The organism is Mycobacterium sp. IDUB_21 (assembly GCF_055419425.1).
The window spans coordinates 39,019-61,086 of sequence record NZ_JBVAXQ010000001.1; the positions used below are offsets into that span (position 1 = coordinate 39,019).

At 67.6% G+C, this 22,068-nt stretch carries 23 protein-coding genes; 9 read left to right on the forward strand and 14 right to left on the reverse strand.

The annotated features are described in order from the left end of the window. Positions 1-19: 19 nt before the first annotated feature. From ACZYY4_RS00165 to fadD3, 9 genes are all read right to left on the reverse strand, one after another. Positions 20-1,291: a hypothetical protein gene (locus ACZYY4_RS00165; protein WP_463807390.1), complete on the reverse strand. Its 1,272-nt coding sequence runs from the start codon at positions 1,289-1,291 to the stop codon at positions 20-22. A gap of 9 nt (positions 1,292-1,300) precedes the next feature. Beyond that, positions 1,301-1,720, reverse strand: coding sequence for a heme-binding protein (locus ACZYY4_RS00170; RefSeq protein WP_463807391.1), 420 nt, complete (start codon positions 1,718-1,720; stop codon positions 1,301-1,303). Positions 1,721-1,764: 44 nt separating this feature from the next. Next, positions 1,765-2,931: a pyridoxal phosphate-dependent aminotransferase gene (locus ACZYY4_RS00175; RefSeq protein WP_463807392.1), complete on the reverse strand. Its 1,167-nt coding sequence runs from the start codon at positions 2,929-2,931 to the stop codon at positions 1,765-1,767. Then, on the reverse strand, positions 2,928-4,124 hold the full coding sequence (locus ACZYY4_RS00180) for an alpha/beta hydrolase family protein (RefSeq protein WP_463807393.1): 1,197 nt from the start codon (positions 4,122-4,124) through the stop codon (positions 2,928-2,930). The genes ACZYY4_RS00175 and ACZYY4_RS00180 overlap by 4 nt, the downstream gene beginning before the upstream one ends. Beyond that, positions 4,121-5,107: a linear amide C-N hydrolase gene (locus ACZYY4_RS00185; protein ID WP_463807394.1), complete on the reverse strand. Its 987-nt coding sequence runs from the start codon at positions 5,105-5,107 to the stop codon at positions 4,121-4,123. The genes ACZYY4_RS00180 and ACZYY4_RS00185 overlap by 4 nt, the downstream gene beginning before the upstream one ends. A gap of 19 nt (positions 5,108-5,126) precedes the next feature. After that, positions 5,127-6,068, reverse strand: a complete 942-nt coding sequence (ipdE2, locus tag ACZYY4_RS00190) for an acyl-CoA dehydrogenase IpdE2 (RefSeq protein ID WP_463807395.1) — start codon at positions 6,066-6,068, stop codon at positions 5,127-5,129. Between the two features lie 61 nt (positions 6,069-6,129). Beyond that, positions 6,130-7,095, reverse strand: coding sequence for an acyl-CoA dehydrogenase family protein (locus tag ACZYY4_RS00195; RefSeq protein ID WP_463807396.1), 966 nt, complete (start codon positions 7,093-7,095; stop codon positions 6,130-6,132). After that, positions 7,092-8,225, reverse strand: a complete 1,134-nt coding sequence (locus ACZYY4_RS00200; protein ID WP_463807397.1) for an acyl-CoA dehydrogenase family protein — start codon at positions 8,223-8,225, stop codon at positions 7,092-7,094. The genes ACZYY4_RS00195 and ACZYY4_RS00200 overlap by 4 nt, the downstream gene beginning before the upstream one ends. Beyond that, positions 8,226-9,815 (reverse strand): 3-((3aS,4S,7aS)-7a-methyl-1,5-dioxo-octahydro-1H-inden-4-yl)propanoate--CoA ligase FadD3, encoded by a 1,590-nt coding sequence (fadD3, locus tag ACZYY4_RS00205; protein WP_463807399.1) that lies wholly within the window; start codon positions 9,813-9,815, stop codon positions 8,226-8,228. A gap of 56 nt (positions 9,816-9,871) precedes the next feature. Here fadD3 and ipdE1 point away from each other — a divergent pair, with 56 nt between their 5' ends. From ipdE1 to ACZYY4_RS00230, 5 genes are read left to right on the forward strand one after another with little or no spacing between them, the layout of a single operon-like run. Then, positions 9,872-11,020, forward strand: coding sequence for an acyl-CoA dehydrogenase IpdE1 (ipdE1, locus tag ACZYY4_RS00210; RefSeq protein WP_463807400.1), 1,149 nt, complete (start codon positions 9,872-9,874; stop codon positions 11,018-11,020). Then, the gene (gene ipdF / locus ACZYY4_RS00215) at positions 11,017-11,817 is read left to right on the forward strand and encodes a (5R,7aS)-5-hydroxy-7a-methyl-1-oxo-2,3,5,6,7,7a-hexahydro-1H-indene-carboxyl-CoA reductase (protein WP_463807401.1); all 801 of its coding nucleotides are present in this window, start codon (positions 11,017-11,019) and stop codon (positions 11,815-11,817) included. Before ipdE1 ends, ipdF begins: the two co-directional genes overlap by 4 nt. A 4-nt stretch (positions 11,818-11,821) precedes the next feature. Continuing rightward, on the forward strand, positions 11,822-12,400 hold the full coding sequence (gene kstR2, locus ACZYY4_RS00220; protein WP_463807402.1) for a TetR family transcriptional regulator KstR2: 579 nt from the start codon (positions 11,822-11,824) through the stop codon (positions 12,398-12,400). Positions 12,401-12,413: 13 nt separating this feature from the next. Beyond that, complete coding sequence (gene fadA6 / locus ACZYY4_RS00225; protein ID WP_463807928.1) at positions 12,414-13,580, forward strand: steroid 3-ketoacyl-CoA thiolase FadA6; 1,167 nt, start codon at positions 12,414-12,416, stop codon at positions 13,578-13,580. An 11-nt stretch (positions 13,581-13,591) separates the two neighbouring features. Next, the gene (locus tag ACZYY4_RS00230) at positions 13,592-14,260 is read left to right on the forward strand and encodes a TetR/AcrR family transcriptional regulator (RefSeq protein ID WP_463807403.1); all 669 of its coding nucleotides are present in this window, start codon (positions 13,592-13,594) and stop codon (positions 14,258-14,260) included. A gap of 25 nt (positions 14,261-14,285) precedes the next feature. Here the strand turns inward: ACZYY4_RS00230 and ACZYY4_RS00235 are convergent, their stop codons facing one another. Next, positions 14,286-14,894, reverse strand: coding sequence for a TetR/AcrR family transcriptional regulator (locus ACZYY4_RS00235; protein WP_463807404.1), 609 nt, complete (start codon positions 14,892-14,894; stop codon positions 14,286-14,288). An 83-nt stretch (positions 14,895-14,977) separates the two neighbouring features. Here ACZYY4_RS00235 and ACZYY4_RS00240 point away from each other — a divergent pair, with 83 nt between their 5' ends. The 4 genes from ACZYY4_RS00240 to ACZYY4_RS00255 all read left to right on the forward strand — a co-directional run bounded on the left by ACZYY4_RS00240 (position 14,978) and on the right by ACZYY4_RS00255 (position 18,562). Continuing rightward, positions 14,978-15,706: a DUF899 domain-containing protein gene (locus ACZYY4_RS00240; RefSeq protein ID WP_463807405.1), complete on the forward strand. Its 729-nt coding sequence runs from the start codon at positions 14,978-14,980 to the stop codon at positions 15,704-15,706. A 72-nt stretch (positions 15,707-15,778) separates the two neighbouring features. After that, the gene (locus ACZYY4_RS00245) at positions 15,779-17,014 is read left to right on the forward strand and encodes an IS256 family transposase (RefSeq protein ID WP_463807406.1); all 1,236 of its coding nucleotides are present in this window, start codon (positions 15,779-15,781) and stop codon (positions 17,012-17,014) included. 105 nt (positions 17,015-17,119) lie between these two features. After that, positions 17,120-17,509, forward strand: a complete 390-nt coding sequence (locus ACZYY4_RS00250) for a VOC family protein (protein WP_463807407.1) — start codon at positions 17,120-17,122, stop codon at positions 17,507-17,509. A gap of 135 nt (positions 17,510-17,644) precedes the next feature. Further along, the gene (locus tag ACZYY4_RS00255) at positions 17,645-18,562 is read left to right on the forward strand and encodes an endonuclease domain-containing protein (protein ID WP_463807408.1); all 918 of its coding nucleotides are present in this window, start codon (positions 17,645-17,647) and stop codon (positions 18,560-18,562) included. Positions 18,563-18,590: 28 nt separating this feature from the next. On the opposite strand, the gene ipdC is transcribed toward ACZYY4_RS00255, so the two are convergent. The 4 genes from ipdC to echA20 are packed head-to-tail and all read right to left on the reverse strand — an operon-like array spanning position 18,591 to position 22,055. Next, positions 18,591-19,661 (reverse strand): (3aS,4S,5R,7aS)-5-hydroxy-7a-methyl-1-oxo-octahydro-1H-indene-4-carboxyl-CoA dehydrogenase, encoded by a 1,071-nt coding sequence (ipdC, locus tag ACZYY4_RS00260; RefSeq protein WP_463807409.1) that lies wholly within the window; start codon positions 19,659-19,661, stop codon positions 18,591-18,593. Next, a complete protein-coding gene (ipdB, locus tag ACZYY4_RS00265) occupies positions 19,658-20,410 on the reverse strand; it encodes a cholesterol ring-cleaving hydrolase subunit IpdB (protein ID WP_463807410.1) in 753 nt (250 codons plus the stop codon). Before ipdB ends, ipdC begins: the two co-directional genes overlap by 4 nt. Further along, complete coding sequence (ipdA, locus tag ACZYY4_RS00270) at positions 20,407-21,300, reverse strand: cholesterol ring-cleaving hydrolase subunit IpdA (RefSeq protein ID WP_463807411.1); 894 nt, start codon at positions 21,298-21,300, stop codon at positions 20,407-20,409. The genes ipdB and ipdA overlap by 4 nt, the downstream gene beginning before the upstream one ends. Beyond that, positions 21,297-22,055: a (7aS)-7a-methyl-1,5-dioxo-2,3,5,6,7,7a-hexahydro-1H-indene-carboxyl-CoA hydrolase gene (gene echA20, locus ACZYY4_RS00275; protein WP_463807412.1), complete on the reverse strand. Its 759-nt coding sequence runs from the start codon at positions 22,053-22,055 to the stop codon at positions 21,297-21,299. The genes ipdA and echA20 overlap by 4 nt, the downstream gene beginning before the upstream one ends. Positions 22,056-22,068: the final 13 nt, after the last annotated feature.

Here is a 22,068-nt window from a genome sequence, read left to right on the forward strand (position 1 = left end):
TCTCGCCGAGCCGGAACCGCTAGCCGTGCCAGCGTTGCTGGTGTTCGGCGTGGGTGCGCAGATACGCCCCGGGGCCGTAGAACTCGTCGTAGAAGTCGGTGTCGAGGTGCTGGGCCTGCAGGTACATCAGCACGTGCACGGTCGGCACGGTGCCGGGCAGCTTGCCGAAGGTGTCGTAGATGTAGGAGGCCTCGGCGGTGACCAGTTCGGCGATGCCGTCCGGCGGCAGCGCCGAACCGCGCACGGCCGGACTCTGCGACCAGGGTCCGGGCGTATCGGGGTGTAACGGCCCGCCGGGACCGAACTTTCGGGCCACCAGTTGCTGTACGCCGTCGGCCACCGACGCCACATGCGGCGGGCTGAGCGTCTCGAAGTGGCCGGGCAGCCCGGTGACATTCGGGAACGGCCAGCGTGGATCGGTATCGGCGACAAAGCCCAGCCCGGGTGCCCGCGGGTCACCGGAGCCGCCCAGCACCGACAGCCGGTCCAGCCCGTCGAAGATCCAGCCCCCCAGGCCGAGGGCCTGCAGCCCCAGGGCCCCGTTGTGGGCGGCGATGGACAGCTCGGCGCTGGCCTCGGTCAGGGTGTACTGCTCGACGAACGACAGCGGTATCGGGTCATCGGCATGTGCCAGCCCGGAAAACGCCTGCAGACCGGGGATCTCGCGGCCGTTGATGTCATCGCGGATCGGGTATCCATTGGCCGCGAAGAACCACAGGTTCTCCATCAGGTGCTCGGCCAGATCGGCCACGGCGAAAGCCAGCAGGCTGCCCGGGTGGTTGCCGATCCAGGTGTTGTGGCCTTCCATGTAGGGCTCTTCGTGCGGCAGCTCTAAGCGGGAATCTGAAAGCCGCACATAGGAATCCGCGGTGTGGCCGATCCAATCCTCGATGGTGTCGAATTCCCGCGGCTCCTGATCGCGGGTGGGCAGCAGGTAGCAGCCGGTGTCGTCGGTGAAGAACAGCTGGCTGGTGTGAAAGCCCGCCGCCGATGGGACGGCCCGGCCGGTGGCGCTGCCGGGGTAGTTCGGCAGCGCGGGAGCGTATCCCGGGTGGTGCGCGATGCCGTCGTGCCAACCGGTGACCCCGGCCATCAACGACAGCAACAGCGCCCGTTCGACTTCGGAGAGCGGCTGTACCGGGCGGCGGCTCGCGTAGGCCAGGGCACCGGCCGGAATGGCACCGCCGACCGGGAACCGCCGCGACCGGCGTCCGGTGATCGCGGCGAACAGGCCGAAGCCCGCCGCCTGCGCCAACGCGGCCCGTTCGTGGTCGCTGATCGCCAGGCTCATCGCCCGGTCCTACTTGCTGACGGTCTCCAGCAGCATGGCCAGCTGGGTCGGGGAGACCGCGATCCCGCACTGGTTCTTCAGGTCGGTGAGCGGCTGGGCGATGCCCTGCAGGGTCGACAGCTGGTCGAGGTGGCCGATGAAGTAGCCCTGCACCGAGGACTTGGCCTGCTCCGCGGGCATCGAGGCCGCGGCGGTCAGCACGTCGTTGGTCTCCGGGTGGTCGTTGAGGAATCCGCCGGCCTGGCCCAGCACCCCGCTGGCGGTGCTGGACAGCCCGGCCGCCGTGCAGGACGCCGGTGCGGCATCAGCTGCTGGTGCAGTTTGCCCGGCCGTCGCCGAGGCGGCCACCGCGCCGAAGATGCCGACGGCTGCCGCGCCGATCGCCAGGCGATTCAGCGAGCCTCGACGAGAAGTCGTGGTTGTGCGCATTGCTGTGGTCCCTTCGATCAGGTAAGTCGAGCTTGTGAGTAAACCTACCGGAGTGGCAGCCACCTGCTGATCCGGTGCAGGGCTTGCGCGATGTCGACGGTCGGGCCGGCGAACGACAGCCGGACGAAGGTATTGCCGCGTTCGGTGTCGAAGTCGATGCCCGGCGCCAGCGCGACTCCGGTGTCGGCGAGCAATCGTGCGCAGAACGCCAGGGAGTCGTCGGTGTGCTCGGCGACGTCGGCGTAGACATAGAACGCCCCGTCGGTGGGCGCCAGCCGGTCGATGCCGATGCTGCGCAGCCCGTCCAGCAACAGGCTGCGGTTGGCCGCGTAGTGCCGCAGGTGGCCGTCGGATTCGGCGATCGCTTCGGGTGTGAAGGCGGCGACCGCCGCGTACTGGGCCAGCACCGGCGGGCAGATGGTGAAATTGCCGGTCAGACGGTCTACCGCGCGGCGCAGCGCCGGCGGCACCAGCAGCCAGCCCAGCCGCCAGCCGGTCATCGCGAAATACTTGGAGAAGCTGTTGGCGACCACCGCGTTGCGTGAGGTCTGCCAGGCGCAGCTGGTCTGCGGGGCGCCGGAGTAGACCAGCCCGTGATAGACCTCGTCGCTGATCAGCCGCACCCCGGAGTCGTCGCACCAGCGCGCGATCGCGGCCAGCTCCGCCGGTTCCAGCACGGTCCCGGTCGGGTTGGCCGGGCTGGCGACGATCACCCCGGCCAGCGGCCCGGGGATGTCGGCCAGCGCCGCTGCGGTGGGCTGGAAGCGAGTCTCCGGCCCGCACGGGATCTCGACCACCTCGCAGCCCAGCGCGGTCAGGATATTGCGGTAACACGGGTAGCCGGGGCTGGCGATCGCCACCCGATCGCCGGCGTCGAAGCAGGCCAGAAACGCCAGCAGGAATCCGCCGGACGAGCCGGTGGTCACCACCACGTCGTCGGCGGAGACGGCCAGGCCGTAGCGATCCGCGTACGAGCCGGCGATGGCCGAGCGCAGCTCCGGGATCCCCAGCGCGACGGTGTAGCCGAGTTGGTTGGTCTGCAGGGCCGCTGCAGCGGCGGCGCGCACCGGTTCGGGTGCGCCCACGCTGGGCTGCCCAGCGGACAGGTTCACCAGGTCGCCGTGGCTGCGCTGACGTTCGGCGGCGGCCAGCCAGACATCCATCACGTGGAACGGTGGGATACCGGCGCGCAGCGCGACGCGATCGGTCATGGGCTTTCCTCCCTCATGACGCGTTGCAGGAAGCGGGTGGAGTCCGGCATTGAGGCGAGCACAGTGCCGGAATGGTCGTGGTCGGGATATATGTGCAGCTCGACATTCTGGTGGTTGTCGATCAGCTGCTGATACAGCGTCTGACTGGAGCTGGGCGGCACGTCGGTGTCCAGCAGGCCGTGCCCGAGAAAGATCGGCCGGTCATACCCGTCAGTCGGGGTGCCCATGAAGCCGTCGAGTGCGGCGCCGATGCCGTCCAGCGAACTCACCGGAGCGCTGAACAGCTCGTTGAGTGTGGTTCCCGCGACCTGCTGATCCAGCTCCGGTTTGCAGACAGTTTCGGCCTGGTCGGCCAGCTCGCGCCCGCGAGTAGTCAGCACCTCATCGACGGGAATGTCGGGATGCGCTTCGCGCAGTGCGGCCATGATGTACGAGGCGTAGCTGATCGCCGCGGGCGGCACCGGCTGCGACGGCATGTCGGGGCCGGCCTGGATGACCAGCCGTTCGATGTTGGCCGGAGTGCCGGTGGCGACCACGCCGCGATAGTCCAGGCCGGTGCCGGCCGTGAGCCTGTTGGCCCACCAGGCACTGTTGATCGCCGCGCCGCCGCCCTGGGATTGGCCGACGATCGCCCACTTGGGGGACAGCGGCAGGTCCAGGTGGTGGACGGCTCGCACGGAGTCGATCACCGAGTGCGCTTCGGTGACGCTGTTGAGGTAGCTCATCAGCCCCGGTGTGCCGAGCCCGGCGTAGTCGGTGCCGACCACCACGTAGCCCTGGTCCAGCCAGTGCGACAGGTACTCGTTGTCGCGGGGGCTGCGGGGTCGGGCCGACGGGGTGCAGTCGTCGCCCAGACCGACGGTGCCGTGCGCCCAGGCGATCACCGGCCAGCCGCCCGCCGGGGGCGCTCCGGGTGGCACGAACACCGCGGCGGTGCTCACCGCCGGCCGATCGTGCTGGTCGGGCGTGGCGTACAGGATCCGGAACGCCCGGGCGGCGCCCGTCACCGACAGCGCCGGGTCGAGCGGTACCGAGGTGATCAGATCCCCTTCGGCGGGAATGGAGCCGGTGTAGGCGCCCGCATCCAGTGCCGACCAGTCCGGTGCCGGCGCCGCGCTGGCAGTCCCGAAAGATATTGGGGCGCACAGCAGCAGTGTCAGCAGGACCGCTCCGGCGCGCCGGCCTGCGTTCACGGGGTGACGCCGAGGAAGGTGAAAGGTTCGGCGGCTGCGAAGTCCGACGATGTCTCACCGGCGAAGATATTGCTGTCGTCGGAACCGAGGTCGAGCTTGCGCACCGCGGCGCCTTCATGCAGGTCGAGCTTGTTCAGGTCCACCCAGAACACGTTGGGTGTCAGCGCGGATTCGAAGCAGTACAGCTTGCGGGTGTGGTGGGCGACTGTGCGCCAGCGGGTCGAGGAGATGTTGGGCTCACCTGGCGTGGAGATGCCGAACGGAACCGACACGTTGCGCACCACCGACAGCACCGAGGCGAGCGCGATCTTCAGGTCGTCGGATTTGGGTATCGCATTGACGTAGAACGAGGCGCGCGCGAACCGGTCCGCAGCCCGATTGGTGCCCGGCAGCATGACGGTGCCGCCGAGTTGCTCCCAGTAGGCGTTGACGGCGAGTTGCTGGTCGAATATCGGCGAGTTCGTCATCACCTGGTACTGGCGACCGTGGTGGATGACCTGTTTGCCGTCAACGTATTCCACGATCGCACTGTCGCCATCGGCATCCGACAGCGACAGGTGCAGGGTGGCCAGGCGATCCTCGCCGGGCACGCCGTCGGTGACTACCTCGAATTGTTCGGCGCTCAGCGCCGCGACGGCTTCGGCCACGGTGGCGAAGTTGTCGAGCACGTATTGCGCCCAGACGGAGATGCACAGGCCGGGCCGGCTGCCGTCATAGTGCGGGTACACCGATTCGGCCAGCCAGAGCAGGTTGGCGGACAACCCGGCCTCGTTCAGGCCGTCGGTGGTACAGATGTCGTAGCCGGTGGCTACCACGCTGCCGTACTTGGCGGTCCATTCTATGGAGTTCGCCCCGGCCCGGCCGGTCCGTCGGATTCCGCGCGGCAGCGCCCAGAGATTGGTGGCCAGGTCCAGCTTCCAGTCCATCGACCGTCCGGTGATGACGTTGCCGTTAGGCCCCAGGTAAACCAATCGGGTACACATGCGTCTACCGTACGGGCTTCTAGAACACCTCGGCCTGTAACCGGCGCAGGTGTTCGGCCGGCTGACCGAGTAACTGCGAACTGCCGTGCGCGCGTTTGAAATACAGCTGAATGTCGCTTTCCCAGGTGATCGCGATCCCGCCGTGCAACTGGACCGCCTCGCCGGCCACCTTGGAGAATGCCTCGCTGGCAACGACTCTGGCCAGTGCGGCAGAGGTGGCGGACGGCTCTGAGAGGGCGTCGTCGACGACGGCGCGAGCGGCCGAGACGGCCACGTACAGGTCGGCCATCCGGTGCTTGAGCGCCTGGAAGCTGCCGATCGGCCGGCCGAACTGCACCCGGTCCTTGGTGTACTGCACGGTCAGGTCCAGGCAGCGGGTGGCCGCGCCGATCTGCTCGGCGGCCAACAGGATCGCGGCGTAGTCGGCGATGCCGGGGTCGGTCCCGATCTCCTGCGTCTGCCCGGCGGTGATTCGGCCTAGGCGGCGGGTGGGGTCCATGGTGGCCGCCGGCAGCGCTTCGAAGGTGGACCATCGGCTGAGCTGCTGACCGTCAGTAGCTATGACGATGTCCGCGATGTCTCCGTTCGCGGCGTAGTCGGCATCGAAGACGACCGCTCCGATCGCGCTGCCTTCCGCCAGCTGCTCCAAGGCCTGTGCGTCGGGTTCGGGCGCGGCCAGCAGGGCCAGCTCGGCCAGGACGGTACCCAGCAGCGGGGTGGGCACGAGCGCCTTGCCCAGTTCCTCGAGAACCACTGCGGCATCGCCCAGTTCGCCACCGGCGCCGCCGAGCTCCTCGGGGACCACCAGGGCGGCTGCACCGACCTGCTCGCACAGCAGTCGCCATAGCGTTTCGTCGTAGCCGCGGTCGGACTCCATCGCCGCCCGGACTGCTTCGGGTGTGGCGTGCTTGTCGACCAGCGCGGCGACGGTCTGGCGCAGCAGGTCGCGTTCGGTGCTCATGCCTCGGCTCCCGCTCGTTCGTCCCTCACTCGCGAGTCACCTTCGGTGTTACGGGCCGACATCAGATCGCCTCCAACACTCGTCGCCGATGGGCGGTCGGGTCCCCCCAGGCCGGGCGCAGGGCCTGTACCCGAAGCAGCCACAGTGACAGGTCGCATTCACTGGTGAAGCCGATCGCGCCGTGCGTCTGCAGCGCCGAGTGCGCGGCCAGCAGGGCTGCGTCGGAGGCGGCCACCTTGGCCGCACTGACGTCGCGGGCGGTGTCGGTGGAGTCATCGGCGAGGGACAGTGCCGCCCCGTAGACCAGCGGGCGGGCCAGCTCCAGGGCGATGTGCACGTCGGCCAGCTTGTGCTTGATCGCCTGATAGCCGCCGATCACCCGGCCGAACTGGGTGCGCTGCTTGGCGTAGTCGACGGCCGTGTTGAGCATGGCCTGTCCGGCGCCGATCAGCTGCGCGGCGGTGGCCAGTGCGCCGAACTCGTAGGCGCGGGTGACGTCGGCGTCCCAGGACTCGCCGGTGGCTGAATCCATTGCGACGTCGAAGACGCCGCGGCTCGGGTCCACCGAGCGATGCTGCTCGCCGGCCTGCGCGATGCCGGCCTTGCCGTTCTCTGCCAGCAGGACGAGGTCGGCGGTCTCGGCATCCAGGGCCCGGGGGGTGTGCGGCGGCAGCGCCACCGTGGCGATCAGCTCACCGGCGGCCAGGGCGGCGAGTTGCTCGCCCCGCCCGGCCAGCAAGACCGGTGCCACCGCAATCGATTCCACCACCGGACCCGGCACACACCAGCGGCCCAGCGCCTCCATGGTCAGCACCAGGTCGACGGGGTGCGCGCCGATGCCGTCGTACTCCTCCGGCACTGCCAGCGCGGTGACACCGAGCTCGGTGAGCCGGCTCCACACCTGCCGCCCCGGCTCGGCGTCGCCTTGCGCCCAGGCGCGCACCGCACCCGGTACGTCGGCGGCGCCGAGAGCGGCGTCGATGCTGGCCGCGAAGTCGCGCTGCTCTTGATCCAGATCGAATTTCACTTCTTCTCCCGGGGCAGGCCCAGCAGCCGCTCGGCGATGATATTGCGCTGAATCTCGTTGGTGCCGGCGTAGATCGGGCCGCCCAGCGCGAACAGGTAGCCGTGGGTCCAGGCGTCGGCCAGCTCGCCGTCGGCGCCGCGGATATCCAGGCCGGTCTGGTGCAGCGCGACGTCCAGGTCGGACCAGAACACCTTGGTCACCGACGATTCCGCGCCCAGTTCACCGCCCGCGGCCAGCCGGGTCACCGTGCCGAAGGTCTGCAGCCGGTAGGCCTGCGCCTTGATCCAGGCGTCGGCGACAGGAGCGGTGAACGCCGGATCGCTGCCGTGCTCGCGCCAGAGCGCGGCCAGCTTCTCGGCGCCCACCAGGAACCGGGCCGGGCTGCGCAGGCTCATGCCGCGCTCGTTGCTGGACGTGCTCATCGCGGCACGCCAACCCTCGTTCGGTACGCCGATCACGTCGTTGTCTGCCACGAACACGTCATCGAGGAAGATCTCGCCGAAACCGGTCTCCCCGCCGAGCTGCTCGATGGCACGCACGGTGATCCCGTCGGCCTTCAGGTCGAACATGAAGTAGGTCAGCCCCTGGTGGCGCTGGGCCTCCGGGTCGGAGCGGAACAACCCGAAGCCTCGCTCGCCGAACGGTGCGCGCGAGCTCCAGATCTTCTGCCCGTTGAGCTTCCAGCCACCCTCGACCTTGGTGGCCGTCGAACGCAGTGACGCCAGGTCACTGCCGGACTCCGGCTCCGACCAGGCCTGCGCCCAGATCTCCTCGCCGCTGGCCATCTTGGGCAGCACCCGGTCCAGTTGTTCTTCGGTGCCGTGCGCGAACAGCGTCGGCGCCAACATCGAGGTGCCGTTGGCACTGGCCCGGCCCGGCGCGCCGGCGCGGAAGTACTCCTCCTCGTACACCACCCACTGCAGCAGGGTGGCGTCGCGTCCGCCGTATTTCTTCGGCCAGGAAATCACCGACAGCCCGGCGTCGAAAAGCACCTTGTCCCAACGGCGGTGCTGCTCGAAACCCTCGGCGGTGTCGTAGGACTCCGTCGGGAACGATGCCTTGTTGGCCGCCAGGAAGTCCCGCACCTCCAGGCGGAACTCTTCGACGTACGGATCGATGTTCAGGTCCATCTAGGCCCACTCTCTCAACTCATGTTTGACCACCTTGCCGCCGGGATTACGCGGCAGGGAGTCGGCGAAGGTCACCGATCGCGGTGCCTTGAAGTTCGCCAAATGTTCACGGGCGTAGGCGATCACTTTTGCCTCGTCCAGCTCCGAGTCCGTCTGCGCCCCGGGCCGGCGCACGATGAATGCCCGGCCCACTTCGCCGAGGCGTTCGTCGGGCACGCCGATCACCGCCACGTCGGCAACGCCATCGAGCCGGGCCAGCACCTGCTCGATCTCGGCCGGGTAGACGTTGAAGCCGCCGCAGATGTACATGTCCTTGAGCCGGTCGGTGATTCGCAGATTTCCGGCCTCATCGACGGTGCCGACGTCGCCGGTGTGCAGCCAGCCGTCGGCGTCGATGGCCGCGGCGGTGGCGTCGGCGTCGTCGAGGTAGCCGAGCATGATGTTGGCGCTGCGCAGCAGCACCTCCCCGGCCTCGGAGTCCGGGCCATGATCTATCCGCAGCTCGAAGTCGCCGATCGGCCGCCCGCAGGTGGTGGCGACGGTGACGGCGTCATCGTCGGCACGACACATGGTGGCGAACCCGCCGGACTCGGTCAGCCCGTAGGCGGTGAGCACGATGTCGATGTCGAGTTCGGTCTGCATCCGCTCGATCAGCACCACCGGCACGGTCGCCGCCCCGGTGACCGCGAATCGCAGCGAGCTCAGGTCATGTCGGTCGCGATCGGGGTGATCCAGCAGGGTCTGGTAGATCGTGGGCGGTCCGGGCAGCACGGTGATCTGGTGCTCGGCGATGGCGCGCAGCGCGCCGGCCGGGTCGAAGGTCAACTGCGGGATCAAGGTGGCCCCGGTCTGCAGGCAGGCCAGGATCCCGGCCTTGTAGCCGAAGTTGTGGAAGAACGGGTTGATGCACAGGTAGCGGTCTTCGGCGGTCATCTGGCCGCACTCCGCCCAGGCGGCCGGGCCGGCCAGCGATTGCCGGTGCGCGCACAGCACACCTTTGCTGCGGCCGGTGGTTCCGGAGGTGAACAGGATGTCGGACAGGTCGTCGGGCCCGACAGACGCCGCCCGAGCGTCGATTTCGGCGTCGGGTATCGAGGCGCCGGCCGCAATGAACTCGTCCCATGACGTTGCGGCCGCCGCGTCCTCTTTTTGCACGGGTATCCGGACGGTGTGCTCAAGTGCCGGCAGCTCGTCACTGTCGAGTTCCGCGAGCCGGTCGGCCTTGAGGAAGCGGCCCATCCCGACCAAGACCTTGGCTTTGCTGCGGACCAGGATGTCGGTGGCCTCCGACGCGGTGTAGCGGGTGTTCAGCGGCACCAACACGCCGCCGGCGTAGTGGGTGCCCAGGCAGGTGACCACCCAGTGCCAGGTGTTCGGCGACCACAGTGCGACCCGGTCGCCGGGTGCCACGCCGCGTGCGATCAGCGCGGCGGCGACGCGGCGCACCTGTTCGCGTAGCTCGGCGTAGGTGAGCCGGTTGTCGTCGGTGATCAGCGCATCATGGTCGGGAAGGGCACGCGCGATGTGGTCCAGCGCCGCAGGCGTGGTCCGCGGTTCGTCCCCCGCAAGCGGGTGGTACCCCCTGGTCATTTAAGACTCCCGACTCGGGCTAACAAAGCAAGTGCTTGGTAGGTTAGCCTACAAGGGTGCAAGCAGTCGAGGAGTTCCGGGCTGAGGTCCGCGCATGGCTGGATGCCAACCTGGTTGGGGAGTTCGCCGAGCTCAAGGGCCTCGGCGGCCCCGGGCGGGAGCATGAGGCCTTCGAGGAGCGGATGGCGTGGAACCGCCATCTCGCCGATGCCGGCCTGACCTGCCTGGGCTGGCCGGTGGAGCACGGCGGTCGCGGCCTGTCGGTGGCGCATCGGGTGGCCTTCTACGAGGAGTATGCCCGCGCCGACGCTCCTGACAAGGTCAACCACCTCGGCGAGGAGCTGCTCGGGCCGACGCTGATCGCCTTCGGCACCCCTGCGCAGCAGCAGCGCTTCCTGCCCGGCATCCGCGACGTCACCGAGCTGTGGTGCCAGGGCTACTCCGAGCCCGGCGCCGGGTCCGACTTGGCCAACGTCGCCACCACCGCGGTGCTGGACGGCGACAAGTGGGTGATCAATGGCCAGAAGGTGTGGACCTCGCTGGCGCACCTGTCCCAGTGGTGCTTTGTGGTGGCCCGCACCGAGAAGGGCTCCAAACGCCACAACGGTCTGTCCTACCTGCTGGTGCCCCTGGACCAGCCGGGCGTGGAAATCCGCCCGATCGTGCAGCTGACCGGCACCTCGGAGTTCAACGAAGTGTTCTTCGACGACGCCCGCACCGACGCCGACCTGGTGGTCGGTGAGCCCGGTGACGGCTGGAAGGTGGCGATGGGCACGCTCACCTTCGAGCGTGGCGTGTCGACACTGGGGCAGCAGATCCGTTACGCGCGTGAACTTTCCGCCCTTGCCGAACTGGCGCAACGCAACGGCGCCGCCGAGGACCCGCTGATTCGCGAGCGGCTGACCCGATCCTGGGTCGGGTTGCGGGCAATGCGGTCCTACGCGCTGGCCACAATGGACGTCGAACAACCCGGCCAAGATAACGTCTCAAAGCTGTTGTGGGCCAACTGGCATCGCGACCTGGGCGAGCTCGCCATGGATGTGATCGGGCGCGAGTCGATGGTGCTCGCCGACGGCGAGTTCGACGAGTGGCAGCGGCTCTATCTGTTCACCCGTTCGGACACCATCTACGGCGGGTCTAATGAGATTCAGCGCAACATCATCGCCGAGCGGGTACTCGGCCTACCCCGGGAGGCAAAGGGATGAGCTCGAGGTCGGATCTGTCGAAGGCGCCGGAAGAGATTGCCGGACACGGCCTATTGGCGGGCAAGACGGTGTTGGTGACCGCGGCCGCCGGCACCGGTATCGGTTCCACCACCGCGCGTCGTGCCTTGGTCGAAGGCGCCGACGTCGTGGTCTCCGACTTTCACGAGCGTCGGCTCGGCGAGACCCGCGATGAATTGGCCGGTCTCGGCCTGGGCCGGGTGGAGGCGGTGGTCTGTGACGTCACCTCCACCGCCGCGGTGGACGCGCTGTTCGAGACCGCCGTGGCGAAGATGGGCCGGCTCGACGTGCTGGTCAACAACGCCGGACTCGGTGGTCAAACCCCGGTGATCGACATGACCGACGACGAGTGGGACCGGGTCCTCAATGTCACGCTCAACTCCGTGATGCGCGCGACCCGGGCTGCGTTGCGCTACTTCCGGGGCGTCGAGCATGGTGGGGTGATCGTCAACAACGCCAGCGTGTTGGGGTGGCGGGCGCAGCATTCCCAGTCGCACTACGCGGCGGCCAAGGCCGGCGTGATGGCCCTGACCCGGTGCAGCGCGATCGAGGCGGTCGAGTACGGGGTGCGGATCAACGCCGTCTCGCCGTCCATCGCCCGGCATAAGTTCCTGGAGAAGACCAGCTCGGCCGAGCTGTTGGACCGGCTCTCCGAGGGCGAGGCGTTCGGCCGGGCCGCCGAGCCGTGGGAGATAGCCACCACCATCGCGTTTCTGGCCAGCGACTATTCCAGTTATCTGACCGGCGAGGTCATCTCGGTTTCCAGTCAGCACCCGTGATGCCATGACGCGCCGTGACGAACTCCTGAACCTGGCTGCGGCGATGATCGCCGAGCGTGGCCTGCGCGCCACCACCGTGCGCGACATCGCCGACGCCGCCGGGATCCTGTCGGGGAGTTTGTATCACCACTTCTCCTCCAAGGAGGAGATGGTCGACGAGGTGCTGCGCGATTTCCTCGATTGGTTGTTCGAGCGCTACCAGCAGATAGTGCAGCAGGAACCGAATCCCCTCGAACGCCTCAAGGGGCTGTTCCTGGCGTCGTTCGATGCGATCGAGCACCGGCACGCCCAAGTCGTCATCTACCAGGACGAAGCCAAGCGGCTCTCGTCGCAGGAGCGCTTCGCTTACGTCGACGAGCGCAATCGGCAGCAGCGCAGGATGTGGATCGACGTGCTGCAGCAGGGCATCGAGGCGGGATGCTTCCGGCCCGACCTCGACGTCGACCTCGTTTACCGTTTCATCCGCGACACCACCTGGGTGTCGGTGCGCTGGTACCAGCCGGGCGGACCGCTCACCGCCGAACAGGTCGGCAGTCAATACCTCGCCATCGTGCTGGGTGGAATCACCAAAGAAGGAGTCTGAAATGGCCGCACAAATTTCACAGGCCTACGTCATCGACGCGGGCCGCACCGCGGTCGGCAAGCGCAACGGATCGCTGGCCGGCGTGCACCCGGTTGACCTGGGCGCGCTGGCGTTCCGCGGGATCATGGACCGGGTCGATGTCGACCCGGGCGCTGTCGACGACGTGATCGCGGGTTGTGTGGACGCGATCGGCGGCCAGGCCGGCAACATCGGACGGCTGGCGTGGCTGGCTGCCGGCTACCCCGAAAGTGTTCCCGGGGTCACCGTCGACCGGCAGTGCGGCTCAAGTCAGCAGGCGATCTCGTTCGGCGCACAGGCCATCATGTCGCGCACCTCGGAACTGATCCTGGCCGGCGGGATGCAGAACATGAGCTGGGTGCCGATCTCGTCGGCGATGATCGTCGGCGAACAGTTCGGCTTCACCTCGCCGACCAACGAGTCGAAGAAGTGGCTGGAACGCTATGGTGACCAGGAGATCTCGCAGTTCCGCGGTGCCGAGATGATCGCCGAGAAGTGGGACCTGTCCCGCGAGGAGATGGAACGCTTCGCGCTGCAGAGCCACCAGCGGGCGTTCGCCGCCATCGCCGGGGGCCGCTTCGACAAGGAGATAATTCCGGTCGACGTCGACGGTGTGGCTTTCCGGGTGGATGAGGGCCCGCGGGAATCGACCCTCGAGAAGATGGCCGGATTGAAGCCCCTGGTTGAGGGTGGCCGGCTCACCGCCGCACTGGCCAGCCAGATCTCCGACGGTGCGTCTGCCGTGCTGCTCGCCTCAGAGCAGGCCGTCAAAGACCACGGCTTGACGCCGCGTGCCCGCATCCACCACATCAGTGCCCGGGGCGACGACCCGGTGTTCATGTTGACCGGCCCGATCCCGGCCACCCGTTACGCGCTGGAGAAGTCCGGGTTGGGGATCGACGATATTGACGTCGTTGAAATCAACGAGGCGTTCGCCCCGGTGGTGCAGGCCTGGATGAAGGAATTCCCGATCGACCCGGCCAAGGTCAACCCCAACGGTGGCGCGATCGCGTTGGGGCACCCGCTGGGGGCTACCGGCGCCAAATTGTTCACCACCATGCTGCACGAGTTGGAGCGCACGGGCGGCCGCTACGGCCTGCAGACGATGTGTGAGGGCGGCGGTACGGCTAACGTCACCATCATCGAACGCCTGGACAGCTAAACTCCTGCTCTATGGGTGGAATGACGACTGCGCCGGCGCCTGGGGGGCGCAAGATTCGTGGCCTGGATGCGGACCAGCGCCGCGCACAGCGGCGCGACCAACTGCTGACCGCGGCGTTCGACCTCTTTGCACAGGATGGATACGTCAACACGTCGATCGAGCAGATCTGCCAGACCGCCTATGTCGGTAACAAGGCGTTCTACGAACTGTTCGACAGCAAAGAAGACTGCTACCTGGCGCTGATGAACCAGATCGGCGAACGCATCGAGGGACAAATCGAGGTGGAGTTGGGGCGGACCACCCCCGACGAGCCCGAAGAGGCGACCGTGCGTCGGGTGGTCGCCGCGTTCGCGCATGCGCTGGTCGACGATCCCCGGGTGGCGGTGGTGACGTTTCGCGAGTCCACCGGTATCTCGCCGCGGATCGAGGCGCAACGGCGGGAGAACCGCAAGTGGGCCGCCGACGTCATCGAGTCGTTCTGGCGCAGCAAGGCGCAGGTGGGTGAGAACGTCGGTTACCGGGCGATGGCGGTCGCCACCGTCGGGGGAGTGTTCGAGCTGGTCGCCGACTTCCTGCACGACGTGGATCCGCCGAGGTCGATCGATGATCTCACCCACGACCTGACCTCGTTCGTGCTCGCGGTCGGAAACGGGATCCACCTTGCGGGCCAAACCGGCTGAACCGGCTCTGCGCTGGTGAGGCGGGTCAGCGCACCAGCCCGGAGATGATGTCGTCGACCGTCCGTCGCGCCAGTGCGTCCAGATCGTGGCGGCTGGTGCCGCGCAGCGGTCCGCGCAGGGCCAGCTCGGCGAATCCGTGTACGGCCGACCAGCAGGGCCACTCCGCGCCGGAGCGCCGGTTGGTATGCAGCACACCGGCATCCGTCATCGCATCGAGCGCGTCGACCAGTGCGCGAAACGGCGGTGGGTCCCGTTCGTCGCCGCCCACGGCGTTGAGGTCGGAACCGAAGAAAGCCACCGCGAACCACCCCGGCTCGTCGAGGGCGAACTCGATGTAACCGAGACCGACACCACGCAACTGGCTGCGCGCCCGGGTCTGCGCTGAACCGCGCCGGTTCACGGGTTTGCGCATGCGGGCCGCCATCCGGTCACCGATGGCTATCGCCACCGCGTTCAACAGTGCCTCGCGGTCAGCGAAGTGACGGTAGGCGGCGTTGGGAGAGACCCCGGCGCGCCGGGTCGCCTCGCGGACGGTCAGTGCCTCCGGGCCGCCGCTCCGGGTGAGCTGCAAGCCGGCCTCGATCAGTGCCGCGCACAGATCGCCATGGTGATAACCGGTCTTTGTGCCCGCCACCTCTTGACAACCCCCTCGATCCGAAGTGTACGGTGTCAACATAGTCAATGTAGACGCCGTACACATAACAATGGGAGGTTTTCGTGACGACGACGTTGGGATTGCCGCCGGTCGTGGATCAGTCGGCCTGGCAGCGTGAGCTGGACGCCCTGCGGGTCCGGGAGAAGGCAGCTACTCGCGAACTCGACGCGATCGCCGCGCAGCGCCGCCGCCTGCCGATGGTCGCGATGGCGGACTATGTGCTCGACGGTGAGAACGGACCGGTCCACCTGGCTGAGGTGTTCGAGGGTAAGAGTCAACTGATCGTCTATCACCACATGTGGTCTCCGGGTCAGGAGTGGCAGTGCCCGGGGTGTACCGGGTACTCCTCGCAATTCACCCGACTCGGATTCCTGTCCGCCTACGACGCGAGGTTCGTCATCGTCACCCAGGGGCCGATCGACGAAGCGCTGGCCTACAAACGGCGGGTGGGTAATCAGATGGCCTGGTACAGCACCGCCAACAGTCCGTTCGGGGCCGATGTCGATGCCCCGTCGGCCGGCGGGTTCGCCCTGAACGTCTTTCTGCGCCAAGGGGACAGCGTGTACCGCACCTGGCACACCACCGGGCGCGGAGTCGAACAGCTCAGCCACACCTTCTCGCTGATCGATGTGCTGCCCTACGGCCGCCAGGAAGAGTGGCAGGACTCGCCCGACGGCTGGCCGCAGTACCCCACCTACAGCCGCTGGGCGAGCTCGCAGGAGATCGCCCGGGTTGCGTCCAGCAGAGTGGTGTACGAGTCGGACCTGATCAGCGGTCCCGGCGTGTCGTAGCCGAATGATTGAAGGTCATCGCGTGATTCTTCGAGAGACCCGCCAAAGTCACTCGAGCAAAGGAATCAAGCGATGACCACTGCCCACGATATCGACCTGCCCACGGTGCTGGTCGAACGACTCACCACCACTCACCCCGACGTGCTACGCGAGCTGCTGGCCACGTTCATTCACACCCTGATGGGTGCGGAAGCCGACGCCCTGTGTGGTGCGGGTTATGGGCAGCGGAGCACCGAACGGACCAACCAGCGCAACGGCTACCGACATCGCGAATTCGATACCCGTGCAGGCACATTGGATCTGGCAATCCCCAAGCTGCGGCAGGGTTCTTACTTTCCGGACTGGCTGCTGGAGCGGCGCAAGCGGGCCGAGCGTGCGTTGACCACCGTCGTTGCGACCTGTTATCTGCTGGGTGTCTCGACGCGTCGGATGGACAAGCTGGTCGAAACCCTGGGTATCACGTCGTTGTCGAAGTCGCAGGTGTCAGTGATGGCCAAGGAGCTCGACACCGCGGTCGAGGCGTTCCGCAGCCGGCCCTTGGATGCCGGGCCGTACACGTTCGTCGCTGCCGACGCCCTGGTACTCAAGGTCCGCGAGCAGGGACGTGTCGTCAACGTGCACGCGCTGATCGCGGTCGGGGTCAACGCCGAGGGTTACCGCGAGATCCTCGGCATCGACGTCAGCACCGCCGAGGACGGCGCGGGCTGGCTCACCTTCTGGCGGTCGCTGACCGCCCGAGGCTTGTGCGGGGTCCAGCTCGTCACCTCCGACGCCCACGCCGGGCTGGTGGCCGCGATCGGTGCGACTTTGCCCGGGGCGGCCTGGCAGCGCTGCAGAACGCACTACACGACCAACCTGATGGCGGTGACCCCGAAGTCATCCTGGCCGTGGGTGCGCACCCTGTTGCATTCAGTGTTCGATCAGCCAGACGCACAATCCGTTGCTGCACAATATGATCGGATCATCGATGCGCTAGCCGACAAGCTCCCCAAGGTCGCCGATCACCTCGAGAACGCCCGCCCGGACCTGCTCGCGTTCACCAGCTTCCCCAAGCAGATCTGGCGCCAGATCTGGTCCAACAACCCCCAGGAACGCCTCAACAAGGAGATCCGCCGCCGCACCGACGTCGTCGGCATCTTCCCCGACCGCAACGCCCTGATCCGCCTCGTCGGTGCGGTGCTGGCCGAACAACACGACGAATGGGCCGAATCCCGGCGCTACCTCGGCCTGGACGTCCTCAGCAAATCACGCACCACCAACGACACCCCGACCGAACAGGAGGACACCACCGCGGCACTGACCGCCTAAACCATCACCTCGAAGAATTACACGACGACGACGTACACCACGTCCCTGGACTTGACCATCGCCCGGGCATACGGCGCCGATTAAACCCAACACAAAAGGAGCATGATGTCCCCCACCAAGATCGGCCTGAAGACGATCAACCTGGTATGCGTGCCGACCCCCGAGCAGGACAAGGCGGTCGCGTTCTACGAGTCGCTCGGGTTCGAGAAGCGCACCGACGACGAGTTCGGCGGCGGCTACCGCTGGATCGAGGTCTACCCGCCCACCGGTTCGACTGGCATCGCGCTGGCTCCGCCGCCGCCGGAGAGCGGCCCGGTCGAACCGACCGTCACCGGCATCACGCTGACCACCGACGACATCGACGCCACCCACGCCGCGATGCGGGAACTCGGGATCGACGTCGACGCGCAGGTGGCAAGGATGGGTGAGCCGGTGCCGCCGATGTTCTGGTTCCGCGACCCGACCGGGCACACCCTGATGGTGGTGGAGGCCTGACCGGTCGGCCCCCAAACTGCAACGCCGACCCGGAATCTCCCGACGCCACCACCGCGTGTCGCGTCGTGAGATTCCGGCTCGCGGCCTGTGGATGGGCGTCGGCGCGAATCGGCGTTCCCGGTCACACTGCTGGCTGTGGACGAATTGGACTGGCCCTTCCTGGGGACCGAAGCATTGGCCGACAAGGCGATTCCCGAGCGGGCCATGCGAACGCTGTACCAGCCGGTCTACCCGGGCGTCTACGCACCGTCGGGGATCGAGCTGGATGCGTCGCAACGGGCGAAGGCGGCCTGGCTGTGGTCACGGCGTCGCGGCGTAGTCGCGGGTAACTCGGCCGTGGCGCTGCTGGGAGCGAAGTGGGTGAGCTCGGGCCTGCCGGCCGAACTCGTCCATGACAACCACAAGGCTCCCCCGAGGCTTGTCGTGCACGAAGACACATTGAGGCCGAGCGAGCGGATCACCGTCGACGGGATTGCGGTTACCACTGCTGCCAGGACCGCCTTCGACGTCGGGCGGCGAACCCGGTCACGGCTTTTCGGCGTGCAGCGGCTCGACGCGCTGGCCAATGCCACTGGCGTCGGGATCGTCGACGTCGAGGCCGTTATCGCCGCGCATACCGGCGTGCGGGGCCTCAACCGGCTGCGGCGAATCCTGCTGCTGGTCGACGCAGGCGCGGAATCTCCGCAGGAGAGCCGCACCCGGCTGGCCCTGATCGACGCCGGTTTGCCTCGGCCGGAGACCCAGATCGTGGTCTGCGACGGCTATGGCCAATTCGTGGCCCGGGTCGATATGGGCTACCGGGACCTGAAGGTCGGCATCGAGTACGACGGCGAGCAGCACTGGACCGACCCGAAGCAGCGGCAGCGCGATATCGACCGGCAGGTGGCGTTAGCCGATCTGGGCTGGGTGATCATCCGGGTCAGCGCGGAGTTGCTGCGCTATCGGGAGGCGACGCTGATCGGCCGGGTGCGGGAAGCGATGTACGTCGCGGGATGGCCCGGCCGAGGCACGACTCGGAATCTCCCGACGCCACCACGGCGTGTCGCGTCGTGAGATTCCGGCTCGCGGGGTCAGTTGAGGGTTAGGCGATCAGGGACGAGGCCGCGCGCAGGTGCTCGACCGCCTCGTCGACGATCGAGGTGATCAGCTCCGCGCACGACGGCAGGCTGTCGAGGATGCCGGCCACCTGACCCGAGGCCAGCACACCGGCTTCGGTGTTGCCCTCCACCAGACCGGCTTTGAGCAGCATCGGGGTGTTGGCGGCCATCAGCACCTGCGACCAGGTGAGCTCCTTGCCGTGCCGCATGGCCAGGCCGTCCTGGATCATCGTGGGCCAGCTCATCTGGGACATCTTCTTGAACTTCGCGGCATTGCGGATCGCAGCGGTGAAACCGCGGGCCCGCGAACCGCTTTCGAGCTTCTCCACAAGTTCGGTGCGCAGCACCCGGTGCGGCATGCCGTCGACCCGGGTCGAGACTACGGTGCCGCTCAAATCGGCGGCCAGATAGCGCTGCTTGACCGAGTCGGGAACCGTGGAATCGCTGGTCAGCAGGAAGCGGGTGCCCATGGCAACGCCAGTCGCCCCGTAGGACAACGCGGCGGCCAGGCCGCGCCCGTCGAAGAAGCCGCCGGCGGCGATCACCTGCACGCCGGTCCCGGCGACCGCGTCGAGCACAGAGGGAAGCAGCAGTGTGGTGGCCACCGGTCCGGTGTGCCCGCCGCCCTCGCCGCCCTGCACGATCACGGCGTCGGCGCCCCAGGACGCCACCTTCTTGGCGTGCTTGGCCGCGCCGACGGACGGGATCACCACTGAGCCCGCCTCTTTGAGCTTCGCGATCAGCTCCTGCTTGGGCGCCAGGGCGAATGACGCCACCTTCACGCCCTCACGGATCATCAGGTCCACCCGGTCGCCGGCGTCGGCGCCGTCGGCGCGGATGTTGACTCCGAACGGCTTGTCGGTGGCCGACTTCACCTTCGCGATCGCGGCAGCCAGTTCGTCGATGGTCATCGTCGCCGAGGCCAGGATGCCCAGCCCGCCGGCGTTGGCGGTGGCCGAGACCAGCCGCGCGCCGGCCACCCAGCCCATCCCGGTCTGCACCACCGGGTGCTCGATGCCGACCAGCTCGGTCAGCGGGGTGCGCAACTTGCTCACGACCGGACTTCCTTATCGCGCAGCGATTTCGGGTCGATGACCTCGCGGATCAGCTGCAGCTCCTCGACCTCGGGCAGCCGGGTCGTAGCCGCATCGGCCAGCCCGTGCACCTCGAACGAGGTGTTCTGGGCGACCTCGTCGGCGGTCACGCCGGGGTGCAGCGAGACCGCACGCATCTGGTGGTCCGGGCCGCCGAAGTCGAAGACCCCGAGATTGGTCACCACCCCGCCCAGATTGAAGAAACGAAACGCCGGGTTGGCGGGATCGACCTTGTCGTAGCCGATGCCGGAGACCACGTCGACGGTCTCGCAGAACACCCGGGCCGAATGTGCGCCCACCCAGTAGCTGGTGGTGTGGTTGATGGTGTTACCGGGTGCGCCGCGGACCCCGAACATCTGCCGGGTCGGGTGCTGCAGCGGACCGAACGCCGACAGGTTCTGGTTGCCGTAGCGGTCGATCTGATTGGCGCCCATGATCACATGGCGCCGGCCCCACGACAGGGTTTCGAAGACCCGATTGAACGGCATCCACCCTTCCAGCGTCCCGACCTTGCCGATCGCCGGGGTGTCGGCCAGGATACGGGCCTCCCCGTCGGTGAGCACCAGGTCGGGGGAGAAGGTGAGGCGGGCGAGCCGGGCGCCGACCGAGGGCACTGTGGCCATCGGGCTGGCCATGATCTCACCGGCGTCGCGGAACAACTCGGCACAGGCGATCGCGCAGATCTCCGCGCGAGTGGGTGAGTCGGTCATGCTTGGGCCTCCGCTTCGAACTTCTTCACCGCAGCCTGGTAGTCATCTTCGCTGCCGGACAGGTAGGTGGCCTTGAACTCCGCCCACGTCTCGTCGGACTTGGCGGCTTCGGCATAGTGCCGCTGGAATTTCTCGTCGCGGCCGTAATCGGCTGCGCCGATGGTGAAGTGAGCGCCACCGGGTGCTTCCACCACCTTGTCGACCATCATCCGGTTGATCACCTGGGTCTGCGGCGACGTGGCGGCGATCAGCTCCTCGGTGGGCAGGACCTTCTCCACCGACAGGAAGCGGCGTTGCGCCGACATCAGGAACAGATCGTCGAAGTACGGATCGATCCCGGTGTAGGCGGCGTTGCCGCGGGCGTCGCCGAGGTTCATGTGCACGAACGCGGCGTCGAGGTTCAGTGCCGGCATCGCCACCAGGGTCTCGTACCCGCCGCCGGGCGTCTCATAGGGCGTTGGATAGGGGGAAGTGACGGTCTTCAACTCACCCTCCCAGAAGTCGAGCACCGAGCTGCCCAGCCCGGCGCGGATCGGCAGGAACGGCAACCGCTGGGCGGCGGCCTGCAGCCCGCAGCGCACCATGCCCTCGTCCATCTCGCGGGCTTCGATGGCGCCGGTGGTACGGGCTTTGGAGAACCACGGGTCGTAGAACGGTGCGGAGTCCAGCGAGACGAAGCCGTAGTAGGCCCGGCGCACCTTGCCCGCCGAGCAGAGCAGCCCCAGATCCGGGCCGCCGTAGGTCACCACGGTCAGGTCTTTCACGTCGGTGCGCAGGATCGCCCGGACAAATGCCATCGGCTTGCGGCGCGACCCCCAGCCGCCGATGCCGATGGTCATGCCGTCGCGCAGTTCGGCGACGGCATCGTCGAGCGTGGTCAGCTTGGTCATTTCTTGGCGCCCTTCTCGGTGCCGGCGAAGGCGTCGCGGTGCTCGTCGGCCACCCCGGCGAGGTTGAGTTCGAAGGTGAAGCCCTGCTCCATCCGGTAGCTGGAGTTGACCTTCTGTACATCAATGAGGTTGAGGGCTTCTTTCGCGGCCCGGATCACCCGGGTGTCCTTCGACGCGATGTCGCGGGCCACCCGCAGCGCGGCCTCGTCGAGCTCGGCGCGCGGAACCACCTCGTGCACCGACCCGTAGTTCGCCAAGGTGGCGGCGTCCACGGTGGCGGCGGTGTAGAACAACCGGCGCATCATGTGCTGCGGCACCAGCCGGGAAAGGTGGGTGGCCGCACCCAGCGCGCCGCGCTCCACCTCCGGCAGGCCGAACTTGGCGTCGTCGGAGGCCACGATCACATCGGCGTTGCCGACCAGGCCGATCCCGCCGCCGACGCAGAATCCGTTGACCGCGGCGATCACCGGCACCGCGCACTCGTAGACCGCTTTGAAGGCGGCGAAGCAGCCCCGGTTGGCGTCGATCAGGGCGGTGAAGCCCTCGGTGTTCTGCATCTCCTTGATGTCGACGCCGGCGTTGAAACCGCGGCCCTCGGCCCGCAGAATCACCACGTGGGTGGACATGTCGTTGCCGGCGGCGGTGATGACCTCACCCAGCTCGAACCAGCCGGCCGACGGAATGGCGTTCACCGGCGGGTAGTCGACGGTGACCGCGACGATCCCGGGTTCGACGGTTCTGGATGTGATCGGCATCGGCGGATTTCCC

What these genes read in the sequence shown, in the direction of transcription:
- kstR2 (WP_463807402.1), top strand. Translation starts at nt 11,822, where the DNA reads ATGACGCGCCGTGACGAACTCCTGAACCTGGCTGCGGCGATGATCGCC.
- ACZYY4_RS00165 (WP_463807390.1), bottom strand. Translation starts at nt 1,291, where the DNA reads ATGAGCCTGGCGATCAGCGACCACGAACGGGCCGCGTTGGCGCAGGCG.
- ACZYY4_RS00245 (WP_463807406.1), top strand. Translation starts at nt 15,779, where the DNA reads ATGACCACTGCCCACGATATCGACCTGCCCACGGTGCTGGTCGAACGA.
- fadD3 (WP_463807399.1), bottom strand. Translation starts at nt 9,815, where the DNA reads ATGACCAGGGGGTACCACCCGCTTGCGGGGGACGAACCGCGGACCACG.
- ACZYY4_RS00175 (WP_463807392.1), bottom strand. Translation starts at nt 2,931, where the DNA reads ATGACCGATCGCGTCGCGCTGCGCGCCGGTATCCCACCGTTCCACGTG.
- ipdF (WP_463807401.1), top strand. Translation starts at nt 11,017, where the DNA reads ATGAGCTCGAGGTCGGATCTGTCGAAGGCGCCGGAAGAGATTGCCGGA.
- ipdA (WP_463807411.1), bottom strand. Translation starts at nt 21,300, where the DNA reads ATGACCAAGCTGACCACGCTCGACGATGCCGTCGCCGAACTGCGCGAC.
- ACZYY4_RS00170 (WP_463807391.1), bottom strand. Translation starts at nt 1,720, where the DNA reads ATGCGCACAACCACGACTTCTCGTCGAGGCTCGCTGAATCGCCTGGCG.
- ACZYY4_RS00230 (WP_463807403.1), top strand. Translation starts at nt 13,592, where the DNA reads ATGGGTGGAATGACGACTGCGCCGGCGCCTGGGGGGCGCAAGATTCGT.
- echA20 (WP_463807412.1), bottom strand. Translation starts at nt 22,055, where the DNA reads ATGCCGATCACATCCAGAACCGTCGAACCCGGGATCGTCGCGGTCACC.
- ACZYY4_RS00250 (WP_463807407.1), top strand. Translation starts at nt 17,120, where the DNA reads ATGTCCCCCACCAAGATCGGCCTGAAGACGATCAACCTGGTATGCGTG.
- ACZYY4_RS00200 (WP_463807397.1), bottom strand. Translation starts at nt 8,225, where the DNA reads ATGGACCTGAACATCGATCCGTACGTCGAAGAGTTCCGCCTGGAGGTG.
- ipdB (WP_463807410.1), bottom strand. Translation starts at nt 20,410, where the DNA reads ATGACCGACTCACCCACTCGCGCGGAGATCTGCGCGATCGCCTGTGCC.
- ipdE2 (WP_463807395.1), bottom strand. Translation starts at nt 6,068, where the DNA reads ATGAGCACCGAACGCGACCTGCTGCGCCAGACCGTCGCCGCGCTGGTC.
- ACZYY4_RS00185 (WP_463807394.1), bottom strand. Translation starts at nt 5,107, where the DNA reads ATGTGTACCCGATTGGTTTACCTGGGGCCTAACGGCAACGTCATCACC.